15 protein-coding genes, 1 tRNA gene and 1 pseudogene are annotated in these 14,468 nt (G+C 62.0%); 13 read left to right on the forward strand and 4 right to left on the reverse strand.

Translation table 11 applies throughout. The features are described from left to right. Positions 1–213 precede the first annotated feature (213 nt). Genes QQS38_RS06650 through QQS38_RS06670 form a run of 5 tightly spaced genes read left to right on the forward strand, consistent with a single transcriptional unit; the run spans position 214 to position 2,794 of the window. Positions 214–384 (forward strand): hypothetical protein, encoded by a 171-nt coding sequence (locus tag QQS38_RS06650; protein ID WP_479644592.1) that lies wholly within the window; start codon positions 214–216, stop codon positions 382–384. A gap of 15 nt (positions 385–399) precedes the next feature. Next, positions 400–921, forward strand: coding sequence for a sigma-70 family RNA polymerase sigma factor (locus QQS38_RS06655; RefSeq protein ID WP_479644593.1), 522 nt, complete (start codon positions 400–402; stop codon positions 919–921). Continuing rightward, positions 918–1,718: an anti-sigma factor family protein gene (locus QQS38_RS06660; protein ID WP_479644594.1), complete on the forward strand. Its 801-nt coding sequence runs from the start codon at positions 918–920 to the stop codon at positions 1,716–1,718. The genes QQS38_RS06655 and QQS38_RS06660 overlap by 4 nt, the downstream gene beginning before the upstream one ends. A 42-nt stretch (positions 1,719–1,760) precedes the next feature. Next, positions 1,761–2,390, forward strand: coding sequence for a YceI family protein (locus QQS38_RS06665; protein WP_479644595.1), 630 nt, complete (start codon positions 1,761–1,763; stop codon positions 2,388–2,390). 35 nt (positions 2,391–2,425) lie between these two features. Further along, positions 2,426–2,794 carry a COG4315 family predicted lipoprotein gene (locus QQS38_RS06670; protein WP_479644596.1) on the forward strand — a complete coding sequence of 123 codons (369 nt, stop codon included), beginning with the start codon at positions 2,426–2,428 and terminating at the stop codon, positions 2,792–2,794. Positions 2,795–3,005: 211 nt separating this feature from the next. Here the strand turns inward: QQS38_RS06670 and QQS38_RS06675 are convergent, their stop codons facing one another. After that, positions 3,006–3,359: a helix-turn-helix domain-containing protein gene (locus QQS38_RS06675; protein ID WP_479644597.1), complete on the reverse strand. Its 354-nt coding sequence runs from the start codon at positions 3,357–3,359 to the stop codon at positions 3,006–3,008. A gap of 119 nt (positions 3,360–3,478) precedes the next feature. On the opposite strand from QQS38_RS06675, the gene QQS38_RS06680 reads away from it, so the two are divergent. The 4 genes from QQS38_RS06680 to QQS38_RS06695 all read left to right on the forward strand — a co-directional run bounded on the left by QQS38_RS06680 (position 3,479) and on the right by QQS38_RS06695 (position 5,053). Continuing rightward, positions 3,479–3,766: a tyrosine-type recombinase/integrase gene (locus QQS38_RS06680; RefSeq protein ID WP_479644983.1), complete on the forward strand. Its 288-nt coding sequence runs from the start codon at positions 3,479–3,481 to the stop codon at positions 3,764–3,766. Continuing rightward, complete coding sequence (locus QQS38_RS06685; RefSeq protein ID WP_479644598.1) at positions 3,735–4,127, forward strand: hypothetical protein; 393 nt, start codon at positions 3,735–3,737, stop codon at positions 4,125–4,127. The genes QQS38_RS06680 and QQS38_RS06685 overlap by 32 nt, the downstream gene beginning before the upstream one ends. 108 nt (positions 4,128–4,235) lie before the next feature. Continuing rightward, positions 4,236–4,670 carry an STM2901 family protein gene (locus tag QQS38_RS06690; protein WP_479644599.1) on the forward strand — a complete coding sequence of 145 codons (435 nt, stop codon included), beginning with the start codon at positions 4,236–4,238 and terminating at the stop codon, positions 4,668–4,670. Further along, positions 4,667–5,053 (forward strand): DUF1493 family protein, encoded by a 387-nt coding sequence (locus tag QQS38_RS06695; RefSeq protein ID WP_479644600.1) that lies wholly within the window; start codon positions 4,667–4,669, stop codon positions 5,051–5,053. The genes QQS38_RS06690 and QQS38_RS06695 overlap by 4 nt, the downstream gene beginning before the upstream one ends. A 62-nt stretch (positions 5,054–5,115) precedes the next feature. Here QQS38_RS06695 and QQS38_RS06700 read toward each other — a convergent pair. Next, positions 5,116–5,191 (reverse strand) — tRNA-Lys (locus QQS38_RS06700). 266 nt (positions 5,192–5,457) lie between these two features. Between QQS38_RS06700 and QQS38_RS06705 the strand changes: the two genes are divergently transcribed. Both QQS38_RS06705 and QQS38_RS06710 read left to right on the forward strand, forming a co-directional pair. Then, positions 5,458–5,862, forward strand: a complete 405-nt coding sequence (locus tag QQS38_RS06705) for a PaaI family thioesterase (protein WP_479644601.1) — start codon at positions 5,458–5,460, stop codon at positions 5,860–5,862. 47 nt (positions 5,863–5,909) lie between these two features. After that, positions 5,910–6,782, forward strand: coding sequence for a patatin-like phospholipase family protein (locus tag QQS38_RS06710; RefSeq protein ID WP_479644602.1), 873 nt, complete (start codon positions 5,910–5,912; stop codon positions 6,780–6,782). Positions 6,783–6,893: 111 nt separating this feature from the next. Here the strand turns inward: QQS38_RS06710 and QQS38_RS06715 are convergent, their stop codons facing one another. Then, on the reverse strand, positions 6,894–7,907 hold the full coding sequence (locus QQS38_RS06715) for a D-2-hydroxyacid dehydrogenase family protein (protein WP_479644603.1): 1,014 nt from the start codon (positions 7,905–7,907) through the stop codon (positions 6,894–6,896). A 374-nt stretch (positions 7,908–8,281) separates the two neighbouring features. Between QQS38_RS06715 and QQS38_RS06720 the strand changes: the two genes are divergently transcribed. Together QQS38_RS06720 and QQS38_RS06725 are read left to right on the forward strand one after the other, a co-directional pair. Then, a complete protein-coding gene (locus tag QQS38_RS06720) occupies positions 8,282–10,141 on the forward strand; it encodes a phosphoenolpyruvate carboxykinase (GTP) (RefSeq protein ID WP_479644604.1) in 1,860 nt (619 codons plus the stop codon). 328 nt (positions 10,142–10,469) lie between these two features. Further along, a pseudogene (locus QQS38_RS06725) lies at positions 10,470–11,442 on the forward strand (LysR family transcriptional regulator); the annotation flags it as partial. Between the two features lie 273 nt (positions 11,443–11,715). Here QQS38_RS06725 and QQS38_RS06730 read toward each other — a convergent pair. Then, positions 11,716–14,370 carry a DNA topoisomerase III gene (locus QQS38_RS06730; protein WP_479644605.1) on the reverse strand — a complete coding sequence of 885 codons (2,655 nt, stop codon included), beginning with the start codon at positions 14,368–14,370 and terminating at the stop codon, positions 11,716–11,718. Positions 14,371–14,468 lie beyond the last annotated feature (98 nt).

Here is a 14,468-nt window from a genome sequence, read left to right on the forward strand (position 1 = left end):
CCGCGGTGGACGGGCGATCACGGCAATGCCGACCCGCCACCGGCCCGAACCCGCCCGCCGCCATGCGAGAACTTTAGCCGGTAAAAGAGCCGTCGTTCAAAGGACGGATAGTGTCCCCCTGCCTACACACGCCCCGATTTTTTTCTGCTTCCATGGAATAAGGTATGTGCGCGGACCGTTTATGCCATGTTCTTGGACCATTAGGAGGCGGAGATGAGATCGATGCGGATGCTTTTTGCCGTATTCACCGTGCTTGCGCTCGCCTTGTCCGCTGGCTGCGGATCGATGAGCGACATGTCGTCGTCGGGACAATCGCCGAGTGGCGGCTATGGCAGCGGCAGTAGTGGCGGCAGCAGTGGCGGCAGCGGCAGCGGTGGCTACTGACCGCGGTGCATCCCGGTGAGCTTCGAAGCTGACGTCGTCGGCTGGCTTCCGCAGTTGCGGCGGTATGCACGCGCGTTGACGGGCGATTCCGCTTGGGCGGACGACTTGGTGCAGGACACGGCCGAGCGTGCGCTCACGCGCGTGCGCGTGTTTCGCCCTGGCAGCAACCTGCGCGCATGGCTTCTGACGATTCTGCGCCATCTCTACATCGATCAGCTGCGTGCGCGCCGCGAAATCGCGATCGATAGCGAACATGCGCTGTGGCAGGGGCTGGAGGCGCCGAGCGGTCAGGTCGATTCGCTCATGCTGCGCGACGTGCAGCGCATGCTCTACCGTTTGCCGCTCGAGCACCGGGAAGTGCTTCTGCTCGTCTGCGTCGAAGAGTTGAGTTACCAGGAGGTGTCGACGGTGCTCCGTGTGCCGATCGGTACCGTGATGTCACGGCTGGCGCGTGCCCGCGAGCATATGCGGAATTTGCTGGCGGACGGTTCACCGCGTCACGCGGCCTCTTTGAAAGCAGTGAGAAATGCCAGATGAGCGACGATCGTAGCCCCACGCCTACGGATGGTTTCAGCGAGACGGAACTCGACGCGCTTTCGGCGTTCGTCGATGGCGAGCTGCCGGAAGCGGAACGCCGGACTGTCGCCGACCGGCTCGCGGCCGACCCCGATGCGGCGAGTCGCGTAATGCATTACCGCGCGCAGCGGGCCGCCTTGCGTGCGCTGTTCGCCGACCCCGCGGCGCAAACGAACGGCCCCTGCATCATATTGCGCACACGCACACCGTGGTGGCGGCAAGCCGCTCTAGCCGCATGCTCGCTCGCAGCTGGCGCTGCGCTCGCGTGGTTTGCCGGTGGCCTTGGGGCCTATCGCGCCCCGCCGGCAACGCAGATGGCATTCGTTCGGCAGGCCGACCTCGCCTATGCGGTGTACTCCCCTGAGCGACAACATGCGGTTGAAGTCGTCGCCGCGCGCGAAGGAGCGCTCGTCGACTGGCTGTCGAAGCGCTTGAATCGGCCCCTTTCGGTGCCTTCCCTCGACGAGTACGGCTATTCGTTCCTCGGCGGGAGATTGTTGCCGGGCACGGGCGGCGGCCCGGCTGCCCAGTTCATGTATGAAAGCCGCAACGGCGAAAGACTTGCGCTTTATGTAAGCGCGGCGGCGCCTCGTGAGGCGCCGGTCCGGCTCTGGCGCGAGGGCGAGCGCCGCACGTATTACTGGGTGAGCCGCCACACGGCTTATGCGCTCTCTGGAGAGATTGCGGAGGACCGACTGCGTGCCATCGCTGTGGACGTTTGCGGCGATTTCGGCGGCCAACCCGAGCAGTGGCGCTAGAGACGCATGACGCGGGACGATACGCGCGGCCACGAGAGGACTATGGGTGTTTTCGGTAATTGGGCAAAGGCAATCGTGCGGGTGACGTGCGTCGCCTGCGCGGCGATGGGCGTTGCCGCTGCGGCAGGCAGTGCAAGCGACGGCGTCCCGCTGGAGCAGTATCGGCTGGACCCCGTGCGATCGGGCGTTGCGTTCGACGTCAAGTACTTGTGGCACTCGCGGCTATCGATGCGGTTCGGTCGCATGCAAGCGCAGCTCGCGGGGGGCGAGGATGGCCTTGCCGCGGCGCGCGTGAGCGTGACGATCGACGCGGGGAGCCTCGAAGCGAACATGCCGTTCGTGGCTGGGATCGTCGAAGGCGACGACATGCTCGATGCGGCACGCTACCCATCGATTCGCTTCGTCAGCACCCGGTTCGAGCGCACGGGCGCCTCGAGGGGACTCTTGGAGGGCCAACTGACGATTCGTAAGAGGACGCGCCCGGTCGTGCTCGTCGTGACGTTCGATGAAGCGCCGCCCGGTGCGCCCGGCGATGCGCCACCGCTTGCTTTTTCCGCTGACGGCCAGTTCAGCCGAGCGGCATTCGGACTTTCGAGGTGGCCCACCGCGGTGGGCGACGATGTCCATATGAGAATTCACGTCGAATTCGTCAGGGAACGGACGAATCCCTAATCATTGCGTTCCCGTTTGGAATCAGGAGACCGATCATGATCAAGACCTTGCTGTGCGTCGTAGCTTGCGCCGTATCGACCGTTTCGACCGCATCGTTCGCCGAGCCGCCGAAGATCGCGAACGGCATGGTTGTCGACGACGAAGGCATGACGCTTTATACGTTCGACAAAGACACGACCCCGGGCAAAAGTGCCTGCACCGGCGGCTGCGTGGCGAAATGGCCTGCCGCGCTCGCCGATGCGTACGACAAGCCGAACGGGCAGTGGGGGCTCATTGACGCCGCCGATGGCAAACACCAGTGGACTTATGAAGGGCATCCGCTTTATCGCTTCGCGGGCGACAAAATGTCTGGTCAGAAGAACGGGGATGGGTTTGCCGGGGTTTGGCATGTTGCCAGGCCGTAGGGGCGGCATGGGGTAGGGGTTGGTGATAGGCGACTTTGCTGGCGATGAGGGGCTTATCGCGTTGCGTATGTTGTGTGATCGCGCGATTCGGGCCGCGATGCCGTAAGGGCGTTGAGGATGTTGCGGATGGTATCGATACGCGGGATGCCGCAGGCCGGGCGACCTCCCGAGTGGGGAGGCTGCTCGGCACACAGAAGAAGAGGCCATTCAGTCAACCTTGCCAGCAAAAAGTCCCCTGGTCGCCATGCTCATCCGCGAGTCGGCGACCGGAATCGTATGTGGCCGCCCGTGTTAATAAATCTAGGCCCAATTCTTGGGCGTTCGCCGCCAACTTGTCTAACGCACCGACTTGCCTTGGGCGCATCTGGCGGGCATACGCGATGACATCCTCAAACACGATTCGACGATGCGTTCCGACAATACGGTGCTTGAGCTTGCCGGCCTTGATTTCCTTGATCACGAATGGGCGCGACACGTTAAGGAAGTTTGCAACGCGGGCCATTTCAAAATCCTTCTCGGTCATCGGCGGTAGCGTCATCTCCAGAATCCGCTCTACGGTGCGCATATGTTCCTCTCTCCAAAAGTTTTTAAGCGCCACGCTTGCTACCGCGTGCACGGTAGTAAGCGTGGTGCCTATCTGCCCGCCTAATCGCGCATCATGACGAGCACGGGGTAGGCGATCGAATTTTCTCGACTTGTTTTGCAGCGTTTCGAAGCGGCGTCAAGCGCGCGAAGATCAAGTTGCCCGATGGGCAACTCACACACGTACTCCGTCACACGTTCGCGTCGCATTTTATGATGCATGGCGGAAACATCCTAACGCTTCAAAGAATTCTCGGTCATCAAAGCCTGACAATGACCATGCGGTATGCACACCTCGCACCAAACCACTTGGAACAGGCCCGGCGTCTCAACCCACTAACCCTGATCGGAGCGAAGAATGCTGACGAGACTGAAGCGCGAGCTGCTTGACGTAGAACCGGACGCATGCCTACCGCGAAACCTTACCGACGAGTGGCTAACCTGGCTCGCGGCGTCAGCTGATGGAATGCTGGAAAACGGCAACGACCTCGAAGCGGACAGCTCGCTCGTCGTTGCAGTTATCGTTCGCATACTTGACGCGAAGTTGCCCGAACGGGCCGCGATGATCGAGGTGCCATTGGAAGAGTTTCACGCGCACGTCAACCGATACCGGATTGAGCTTGCTTTCGAAGAGGTGCATCGAAAGACCGATATCAAATACAACCACGCCACGCTCGAGACAATTCTCACCGACAGAGAGATCACCACATGGAAAGAGGAAAAGGACGATGAAGAAGATTCGTCCGACTAGCTTCCGCGTCCCGGCAGGCGCATGTCTCGCTCGTGTAAAGTACCGGCTTCGCGCGGGGTTTTAAACGCTGAGAGAGCAGCGTCCCACGCGAGCTGAACGGAGAAAAGAATGAGCGATAACCGGTACACATACGGCATCCACCAAAATCTCACGCCCGCTGACCTGTTTGTCTATGTGGCAATCGATGAGACCCGAAACCAGCTCGGCCTAGATGACTTAGCTGCCGCGTCCGCTGTGTTGCTCGGTCAGGCCGACGTGCCCGTACCCGGCAAAGTTGCAGGCGCGACCGCGGGCACATCGGTCGCTTCGCTAACTGCTCGCAAGCTGTTGCCTTTCAAGGTGCGCGTACGGCTGCCGATGATTACCAAGGTCGGACTTAGTGGCGTCCGAATCGCGTTTACGCGCAATCTCGGCGCGTTCGTCGGCCGAGCGGTGCCGGTCATCGGCGAACTGTTCTTGGCACGAGACGCTTTCATGATCATGCGTAATACAGTGGTGACCTACAACCGCCTTGCGAAACAGGATGACCGGCTGTCCCTATGAACGATACAACTTGGGAGCGCCTAGAGGCGTTCGCACGAGAAGAACTCGGCCGGCCTCTATTTGGAGGCCAACTGAACTTGCAGCCTGCGTCACGCCTTGAGGAAGACCTCGGCCTTACGGGGCTTGACGCTGTCGAATTCATCGATAAATGGGCCGAGACGTTTAACGTGCAGGCGCAGGGCTTTCCGTACAGGCGCTACTTCGGCCCGGAAGGTCAGCAACTGCTCTCGTCGTTCCTGGGGCTGTTTGCGAAGCGTTTTCGCCGGCCGGAACTCGTGCCCTTAACGTTGGGCATGCTGGTCGAAGCCATGCGTCGTGGGAAGTGGGATACCAACGAAATCGAGGCGATGACTCAGGGCGACGCAGCACAACAGCGCCGTTGACACTTCGTTGACAGTCGGCAAAGAAAAAGGGCTTAGCATCGCTGCTAAGCCCTTGAATTCCTTGGTGGGGCGTGAGTGGCTCGAACACTCGACCTACGGATTAAGAGTCCGCTGCTCTACCAACTGAGCTAACGCCCCCAAGAGACTGCGAATTATGCAGGACTTTTTTGTGCTTGCCTAGCCCCTTTTCGTCGGTTTCCCAAAAAATCTTCGCGGATCGCCCCTGGATGGGCTGCCGTCAGGGGAGCGCCTTGCTCCAGTCAAACATACGATCTTTGCGTCCCCGGTATCATGTCGCCACCGCGACGCGGCGCTTTGCCGCGAGGCATGGCTGCGAAGCACGACCGCAGAACCCGAACCCCGAAGCAAGCACCGCCCGCACCCGCGCCCGACAGGAGGCCCCAATGACCGAATCCGCCGTCCTCGAACTGCTCGATCGCGTCCTGGCTCCGTGGGTGCGCTCGCTCGCGCTCAAGCCGGTGTCCGTCTCTGACGAAGGCGCCACGCTAAAGCTGCCGTTTTCAGGCGAATTGCGCCACTCCGGCGGCGTCATCTGCGGTCAAGTCTTCATGGCCGCGGCCGATACGGCGATGATCGTCGCCATTTCGGCCGCGCTCGGCGAATTTCGCCCTATGACGACGGTCTCCCTGAATATCAACTTCATGCGCGCCGTACGGAAGGGCGATGTCCTCGTCACGGCCCGCGTGCTGCGCATGGGCCGCAATCTGGTCTTTGGCGAAATCGAGCTCGTCGACGAAGAAGGCAAGATGGCCGTTCACGCGACGACTACGTACTCGCTCATCAACTGACGGGCGCCCCCATTCACCGCACGCGCGCCACCGAAAAGGAATCAGCCATGTTCGATCAGGTCGTGTTCGCAGGCGGCGGCAACCGCTGCTGGTGGCAGGCCGGCTTCTGGGATGTCGTCCAGCCCGAACTCGCACTCGCGCCGCGCGTCATCACGGCCATCTCGGCCGGCGCGGCGACAGCATGCATGCTCTATACGCGCGACTCCGAGTGGGTCATGCGCTATTACGAAGACGTGCTTCGCCACAATAAGAAGAACGTCTATTGGGGCAACCTATGGCGGCGTGGCGCAGCCGTATTTCCGCACTACCAGATTTATCGCCGCGCATTGCTCGACATTTACGGCGAACCGTTCGCCAAGCTCGCCAGCGCGCCCGAAATTCGCATCGGCGTCTCGCGCGTCCCGCGCTGGCTCGGCGCCCGCGCATCGGTCGCCGCGGGCCTTATCGCCTACAACATCGACAAGCACGTTCGCAAAGTGCTGCACCCGACTCTGGGGCGCTCGCTCGGCTTTCGCCCGGAATTCGTGCGCGCACAAGATTGCCTGGTCGTCGACGAACTGGCCGACCTCATCTTGCAATCGTCCTGCACGCCGCCGTTCACGCCCGTTCTGCGGCGCAACGGCCGGCCCGTGCTCGACGGCGGCATGGTCGACAACGTACCCGTCGACGCGCTCGACGCAACGCCAGGCCGCGTGCTCGTCATGGTCACGCGCCGCTACCCGCGGCCGCAAACGTTCGTGATCTCGCACGGCTCGCAACAAAGGCTCTACGTGCAGCCGTCGCGGAAAGTGCCGATCTCGAGCTGGGACTACACGCAGCCCGCGCTGATGAGACCGGCTTACGACCTCGGCCGTGCGGATGGCGAAGCCTTCCTCGAGCGCTTGCCGCAACTCTCGGAGCTCGCCGTCCAGCAGGCTTGATCGACGAGCCAACGCAGCCAACGCAGCCGGGCCGACGGACGCCCGCGCCCACCGGCAGCCCACCCCGGCCCGCGAAAACTCGACGTAGCAAACAAACGACGATTAGCGCCCTCAGCGCCGCCGCACCACGCTCAACGCCTCCGGATTGACGACGCTCGCCATATCGCCTTCATCGAACGCAAGAATATTCTTGAATGCCGCGCTGAAGTACAGCTCGTAGCTTTCGCGCTCGACATAGCCGATGTGCGGCGTGCAGATCACGTTCTCCATCCGCAGGAGGCCGTAGCCTTGCAGGATCGGCTCGCTTTCATAGACATCGATTGCGACCATCCCCGGCCGGTTGTGGGAGAGCGCATTGACGAGCGCGTTTTCTTCCAGCAATTCGGCCCGGCTCGTATTGACGAACAGCGCCGTCGGCTTCATCCGCAGCAGATCGGCTTGCTTGACGATCCCGCGTGTGTCGTCATGCAAGCGCAGATGCAGCGTCAACACATCGCTCTCTTCGAATAGCGCTTCGCGACTCGCGGCCACCTCGTAGCCGTCGCTCTTCGCCGCTTCCAGCGAGTGCTCGCGGCCCCAGATCAACACGCGCATGCCGAAAGCTTTACCGTAGCCGGCAACGAGTCGGCCAATCTTGCCGTAGCCCCAAACGCCCAGCGTATGCCCGCGCAGCACGGTGCCCAACCCGAAGTTCGGCGGCAAGGCCGATGTTTTGAGCCCCGATTGTTGCCAGGCGCCCTGTTTCAGGTTCGCCACGTATTGCGGAATGCGCCGCTGCGCGGCCATGATGAGAGCCCACGTCAATTCGGCGGGCGCGATCGGGGAGCCGACGCCTTCGAGCACGGCGATGCCGCGCTCGGTACAGGCGCTCAGATCGATATGGTTGGACACCTTGCCCGTCTGGCTGATCATGCGCAGATGCGGCAGTTTGTCGAGTAGTTGCGACGTGACGCGCGTGCGTTCGCGAATCAGCACCAGCGCGTCGACTTCGGCGAGCCGGCTGGCCAACTGACCGAGCCCGCGCACGGTGTTATTGAACACTTTGACGTCATGGCCGGTCAGTAGTTGGAAGCAATCGAGTTTGCGGACGGCGTCCTGATAGTCGTCGAGAATGGCAATCTTCATAAGCAAGGGAAGTGAGTTTTGCAGCGCACGATGCACGCTATAGACGGAGTGATATGCTTCTCGGTTCCAACCTGTCACAGGAGCACAAGCTGGCATGAGCGATGCAACGAAGCTCGTCACGATGCTCAAGGCTTTCACTAGGCAGGACTGCGTCTTTTTAACAGCTTGTCGCGCCCGCGCGCAAGCCGACAATTGCCTCCGCGCGCCCCGACGCGCCGTTATCGCGCATGCCGCGCCCATGGGCCGGCAACCTTTCCCGCTCCTGACGCACTCGTTCTCGCGCGCAGCGTACGCGCATGAACGCGCCTCTCGCATGCAGCGTCAGCGAGCGATACCCGTTTCCTTCTTAACGATCACAAAACGGAGACAGCTCGATGAATCATTCCGCCCTTGGAGACCCTGCCGCAGTTGAAGCGCCCGCTTACGTCAAACATCGCGGGCTGATTGACTGGGTCCACCGCATCGCCGCCCTGACGAAGCCCGATCGCGTCCTCTGGTGCGACGGTTCGCAGGAAGAATACGATCGCCTGTGCGAACAGATGGTCCAGGCCGGCACGCTCAAGCGCCTGAACCCGGAGAAGCGGCCGAACTCGTACCTCGCATGCTCGGATCCGTCCGACGTCGCTCGCGTCGAGGACCGCACTTTCATCTGTTCGGAATACAGCGACGATGCGGGGCCCACCAATAACTGGATGGAGCCTTCTCAGATGCGCGCGACGCTCGACGGTCTTTTCGACGGGGCAATGCGAGGCCGCACGCTCTACGTCGTGCCGTTCTCGATGGGGCCGGTCGGCTCGCCCATCGCGCATATTGGCGTCGAGTTGACGGACAGTCCGTATGTGGTCGTCAACATGCGCATCATGACGCGCATGGGCCGCCCCGTGTACGACGTGCTGGGCGAGAACGGCGATTTCGTGCCGTGCGTCCATTCGGTCGGCGCGCCGCTCGCGGCCGGTCAAGCCGATGTCGCGTGGCCCTGCAATCCGACCAAATACATCGTGCATTTCCCAGAGGCGCGCGAGATCTGGAGCTTCGGTTCGGGCTATGGCGGCAATGCGCTGCTAGGCAAGAAGTGCTTCGCGCTGCGTATCGCTTCGACGATGGGACGCAAGGAAGGCTGGCTTGCCGAACACATGCTGATCCTCACGGTGACCTCGAACGAGGGCCGTAAGTACCGTGTGGCCGCGGCGTTCCCGTCGGCGTGCGGCAAGACGAATTTTGCCATGCTGATTCCGCCTCGCTCGATGGACGGCTGGTCGATTTCGACCATCGGCGACGATATCGCGTGGATCAAGCCGGGCAAGGACGGGCGTCTTTATGCGATCAACCCGGAGGCCGGATACTTCGGCGTCGCACCGGGCACGAGCGAGAAGACGAACTTCAATGCGATGGCCACGCTCAAGCGGAACGTGATCTTTACGAACGTGGCGTTGACCGACGACGGCGATGTCTGGTGGGAAGGGATGACGGATACGCCGCCTGCGCATCTGATCGACTGGCAGGGCAACGATTGGACGCCCGAGATTGCCAAGGAAACGGGCCGCAAGGCCGCGCACCCGAATGCCCGCTTTACGGCGCCCGCTTCGCAGTGTCCCTCGATCGATCCCGATTGGGAAAATCCGGCGGGCGTGCCGATCGATGCGTTCATCTTCGGCGGCCGTCGCTCGGGCACGGTGCCGCTCGTGACCGAGGCGCGCAATTGGGTCGAAGGCGTCTACATGGCCGCAACGATGGGCTCCGAAACGACTGCCGCCGCCGCAGGCAAGCAAGGCGTCGTGCGGCGCGACCCGTTCGCGATGCTGCCGTTCTGCGGTTACCACATGGGCGATTATTTCGACCACTGGCTGAACGTGGGCGAACGGCTCGACGGGCTAGGCGCGAAGCTGCCGAAGATTTTCTGCGTCAACTGGTTCCGTAAAGGGCCGGATGGCAAGTTCGTATGGCCGGGCTTCGGCGAAAACATGCGCGTGCTGCGTTGGATGATCGGGCGCATCGAAGGGAAAGCGCAAGGCGTCGAGCATGCATTCGGCGTGTCGCCGAGCTACGAGGACATCGACTGGAACGGGCTCGAGTTCACGCGCGAGCAGTTCGAGCAGGTCATCTCGGTCGACGATGCCGATTGGCGCAGCGAATTGTCGCTGCACGCCGAGTTCTTCGATTCGCTTCGGCAGCGGCTGCCCGCGGCGCTCACCGAGACGAAAGCACAAATCGAAAGCCGGCTGGCCTCCGCTTGACGATTTTGGGGCTCGATTAGAGGGCTCCCTCGGCGCCGGCCGCTCCGTCTGCGAAGATCGCATGGATCGCGGCGGGCGGTGCGGCCACACCGCGTCGTTTGCACACAAAGATCGACCAAGAACCGCCTTCGGGCGGTTTTTTTGTCGTGCACCCGCTTTTCGTCCGATTTTGCCGCCCATCTTCCGCAATCGATCCGACCGCTTGTTTCTTGCTACGAAATAAAAATTCGCTGCGCGCGCAACTCTGCGTCCGTTTCAAAGTCGTAGGACAATTACGGATTGGCTCGGAAATTTTTTTCTGAGTAACAACAAGCGGCAGGAGTCGTCAATGGATCATTTGCAGTCAATGCGTGTATTCGTGAAGGTGGCGGATCTTGGCAGTTTCGCGCGTGCGGCCAGCGCGATGGACATCTCCAACGCTGTGGCTACGCGCCATGTGGCCGACCTCGAAGGCCGGCTCGGCACACGCCTGCTCAACCGCACCACGCGCAGCCTCTCGCTGACGGAGTCGGGCCAGGTCTATCTCGAACGTGCCCGTCAAATCCTCGATGAGCTCGAAGATGTCGAGCAGATGGTCGTCGCCCGCAACCACGAGCCTGTCGGCACGCTACGAATCGTCGCACCGGTCGTGTTCGGGCTGCACAATCTCGCGCCCGTCTTGCAAACCTACACCCAGCGCTTTCCGCAAGTGGTGCCGGATCTCACGCTCGTCGATCGTAGCGTCGACCTGGTCGAGGAGGGCTTCGACGTCGGGATCGTCATCGCCCAAAAAGTGCGCAGCGCGAGCATCGTCACGCGCCGGCTGACGACGGGCTGCATGATCGTCTGCGCCACGCCTGCCTATCTGGAAAAGCACGGCACACCCACGCGGCCGGAGGAACTGCTCGATCATGCGTGCTTGAGTTTGCCCACCGAATATTGGGGCGACGAGCGCGTCTTCACGGGGCCGGAGGGCGAAGTGCGCGTGCGGCCCTCGAACGTGATCATCGCGAACAACACGGAAATGTTGCGGCAGTTTGCGTTGCTCGACATGGGCATCGCGATTTTGCCGAGCTATCTGATCGGCAGCGATGCGACGCGCGGCAATCTCGTGCGCGTCTTGTCGGACTACCGGCTGCCCCAGGTGGAAATCAATATCGGCTATCCGAGCCGCCGCCATTTGCCGGCCAAGGTGCGCACCTTTATCGACCACCTGGTCGAGCATTTCAGCCAAACGCCGAATGGGACGCTTGGCGAGCTATGGCTCAAGGATCCGACGGCTTCCCGCGCTTCGGCGGAGCCGTTGGAGCCGGCCGAAGCCGTTGACGACGAAGCGTTCGAAGTCGAAGCCGAAACCGAAGCATTCGGCGGCCGGCACGATGGGCCGCCGCGTAAGATGGCGCGACCGCCGCGTGGCCGCGTCAGCACACCGTCGCCGCTTTGAGGTTGCAGGCAAGTTCGCTTGCGCGCGGTGAGTCGGTGAGGCGCCGGCTCACCGCAGCGATCCGGCCGAAATAAAAAACGAGCGCTCTAGGGCGCTCGTTTTCGTCGTCCCTCGCGCCGCCTTGGCGTTCGCGAGGCTTGGCCTCTGCTCGTCAGGCGTTGACCTTTCGGGCTGCCGTTCGCTTGACCGGCGTTTTGGCAGGGGCGCTTTTCGCCGCCGTTTTCGACGCCGTCTTGGCCGCGGCCTTCTTCGCCGGAGCGGTTTTGGCCGGCTCGTCCGCTTCGTCGGCCGGTGCGTTGCCCGCGGCGGCCGCTCGGGCCGCCGTCTTGGCGGCCGTCTTGGCCGAAGGCTCCTTCTTCTCGAATTCGAAGCCGATCTTGCCGTCGCTTTGCTTGACGAGATACGCCTTGAAATTGCGGCCCGTGCGCGACGACTTGAAGCCCGTGAGCAAATCGGTGCGCCCTTCGCCCAACAATTTGGCCATCTGCTCGCGCGCGATCTCCTGTTGCAAGATGACCTTGCCCGAGCGGAAATCGCATGTCTTCGGATTGGCGACCGAGTTTTCGCACACGTAGCTCATGCCGTGCTCGAACACGCGGGCGTGACACTTCGGGCACGCGCCGACGCTTTCCTGCTCGGAAAAATCGGGTGCCTCTCCATCTTCGCCGCCCTGATCCTGGCCGAAGTCGAACTCGAGCTTGTAGTTCTTCGTTTCGTCGTCGAACGTCAGCTTCAGAATGGCCGAGAAGGGCCGGCCCATCTTGCTGCGAAAGCCCGACAACGGCCCGATTTGCTTCTCGCTAAGCAGCGTTTCCACTTCGTCGACTTCGAACTGGCGGCTGCCCGGGATTTTCGAGATGGAGAATTCGCACTGTGTGCAAGCGAAGCGCCGGTAGTTCTCTTTGACCTGGCCGCCGCAGTTCGGGCACGGGGTGCTCAGCGTCGCGTAGTCGCCCGGGATCGTGTCCGAGTCATATTCCTTCGCACGCTTGACGATCGTTTGCGTCATGCGGGCGATTTCCTGCATGAACGCATCGCGCGCAAGCTTGCCTCGCTCCATTTGCGCAAGCTTGTATTCCCATTCGCCGGTCAACTCGGGCGCCGTCAATTCCTTGACGCCTAGGCCGCGCAACAGCGTCATCAACTGGAATGCCTTCGCGGTCGGAATCAACTCGCGGCCTTCGCGCACGAGGTATTTCTCGCCGAGCAACCCTTCGATGATGGCGGCGCGCGTGGCCGGTGTGCCCAGGCCCTTGGCGGCCATTGCCTCGCGCAGTTCGTCGTCCTCGATGAGCTTGCCCGCGCCTTCCATCGCCGAGAGCAACGTCGCTTCGTTATAGCGTGCGGGCGGCTTGGTCGTCAGGCCATGCGCGGCGATCTCGTCGGTCTTGACCTTTTCGTCCTTCTGCACCGGCACGAGGTTGGCATCCTCGCCGCTCGATTCGCGACCGTAGATCTGCAGCCAGCCCGGTTCGACCAGCACCTTGCCTTCGGTCTTGAAGTGATGCCCGACCACTTCGGTGATGCGGGTGGTAATGCGGTACTCGGCGGCCGGGAAGAACACCGCGAGGAAGCGTTTGACGACGAGGTCGTAAAGTTTCTGCTCCGGTTCCGAGAGCGCTTTCGGAGCCAGCAGCGTCGGGATGATGGCGAAGTGATCGCTGATCTTCGAATTGTCGAAGATGCGCTTGTTCGGCTTGACCCAGTTCTTGTCGAGCACCTGCTTTGCGAACGGCAGGTAATTGTTGCTCTCCTTGAGCATTTCGAGCGTGCTCTTGACCGTGCCGATATAGTCCTCGGGCAGCGCGCGTGCATCGGTACGCGGGTAGGTGAGGACTTTGTGCTTTTCGTACAGCGCTTGGGCGAGCCCGAGCGTGTTTTTGGCCGAGAAGCCGAAGCGGCCGTTCGCCTCGCGTTGCAAGCTCGTCAGGTCGAACAACGCCGGCGACAGCTGGGTCGACGGTTTCGATTCCTCAGACACCGTGCCGATTTGATCGCGGCAAGCGGCCACGACCGTTTCGGCCGCAGGCAAGCTCCAGAGGCGCGAATCGCGCTTTTCCGGATCGAATTCGTCGCGCTTGAACTTCGGATCGAACCAGCGGCCCTCGTAGAAGCCGCCCGCGCAGACGAACTGCGCGCGCACTTCCCAATAGTCGCGCGGCACGAAGTGCCGAATCTTCTCTTCGCGCTCGACTACGATCGACAGCGTCGGCGTTTGCACCCGCCCGACCGTGGTCAGGAAGAAGCCGCCGCCCTTGCTGTTGAACGCGGTCATCGCTCGGGTGCCGTTGATGCCGACTAGCCAGTCGGCCTCGGAACGGCAGCGCGCGGCATCGGCGAGCGGTTGCATGTCGGCGTCGCTGCGCAGATGCGCAAAACCGTCGCGGATCGCGGCCGGCGTCATCGATTGCAGCCAGAGACGCTGAACCGGCTTCTTGACACTCGCATGTTGCGCGATGAGCCGGAAGATGAGCTCGCCCTCGCGCCCCGCGTCGCAGGCATTGATCAGACGTTCGACATCCTTGCGCTTGATCAGCTTGGTCAATACCTTCAGCCGCGACTCGCTTTTTGCGATCGGGTTGAGGTCGAAGTGCGGCGGAATGACGGGCAGATGCGCGAAGCTCCATTTGCCGCGCTTCACTTCATATTCTTCGGGGGCGGCGATCTCGAGCAGATGGCCGACCGCGGAAGAGAGGACGTATTCGTCGCTCTCGTAGTACTCGTCATGTTTGGTGAAGCCGCCGAGGGCGCGCGCGATATCGTTCGCGACCGAGGGCTTCTCCGCAATGATCAGTGCTTTGGACATGACAGGATTAGTTTAGTGACCGGGGTCCGATCCCGGATTGTGTTCCCTTCAACGACCGCTTTATAGCACACGGCGCGAAAGCGGCGTCCGGTTCCACC

Source organism: Trinickia sp. Z7 (assembly GCF_056498045.1).

Bases quoted from the DNA above. Each gene is read 5' to 3' on its own strand.
- QQS38_RS06650 (WP_479644592.1), top strand. From the start codon at position 214: ATGAGATCGATGCGGATGCTTTTTGCCGTATTCACCGTGCTTGCGCTC.
- QQS38_RS06660 (WP_479644594.1), top strand. From the start codon at position 918: ATGAGCGACGATCGTAGCCCCACGCCTACGGATGGTTTCAGCGAGACG.
- QQS38_RS06665 (WP_479644595.1), top strand. From the start codon at position 1,761: ATGGGTGTTTTCGGTAATTGGGCAAAGGCAATCGTGCGGGTGACGTGC.
- QQS38_RS06670 (WP_479644596.1), top strand. From the start codon at position 2,426: ATGATCAAGACCTTGCTGTGCGTCGTAGCTTGCGCCGTATCGACCGTT.
- QQS38_RS06675 (WP_479644597.1), bottom strand. From the start codon at position 3,359: ATGCGCACCGTAGAGCGGATTCTGGAGATGACGCTACCGCCGATGACC.
- QQS38_RS06685 (WP_479644598.1), top strand. From the start codon at position 3,735: ATGCTGACGAGACTGAAGCGCGAGCTGCTTGACGTAGAACCGGACGCA.
- QQS38_RS06690 (WP_479644599.1), top strand. From the start codon at position 4,236: ATGAGCGATAACCGGTACACATACGGCATCCACCAAAATCTCACGCCC.
- QQS38_RS06695 (WP_479644600.1), top strand. From the start codon at position 4,667: ATGAACGATACAACTTGGGAGCGCCTAGAGGCGTTCGCACGAGAAGAA.
- QQS38_RS06705 (WP_479644601.1), top strand. From the start codon at position 5,458: ATGACCGAATCCGCCGTCCTCGAACTGCTCGATCGCGTCCTGGCTCCG.
- QQS38_RS06710 (WP_479644602.1), top strand. From the start codon at position 5,910: ATGTTCGATCAGGTCGTGTTCGCAGGCGGCGGCAACCGCTGCTGGTGG.
- QQS38_RS06715 (WP_479644603.1), bottom strand. From the start codon at position 7,907: ATGAAGATTGCCATTCTCGACGACTATCAGGACGCCGTCCGCAAACTC.
- QQS38_RS06720 (WP_479644604.1), top strand. From the start codon at position 8,282: ATGAATCATTCCGCCCTTGGAGACCCTGCCGCAGTTGAAGCGCCCGCT.
- QQS38_RS06730 (WP_479644605.1), bottom strand. From the start codon at position 14,370: ATGTCCAAAGCACTGATCATTGCGGAGAAGCCCTCGGTCGCGAACGAT.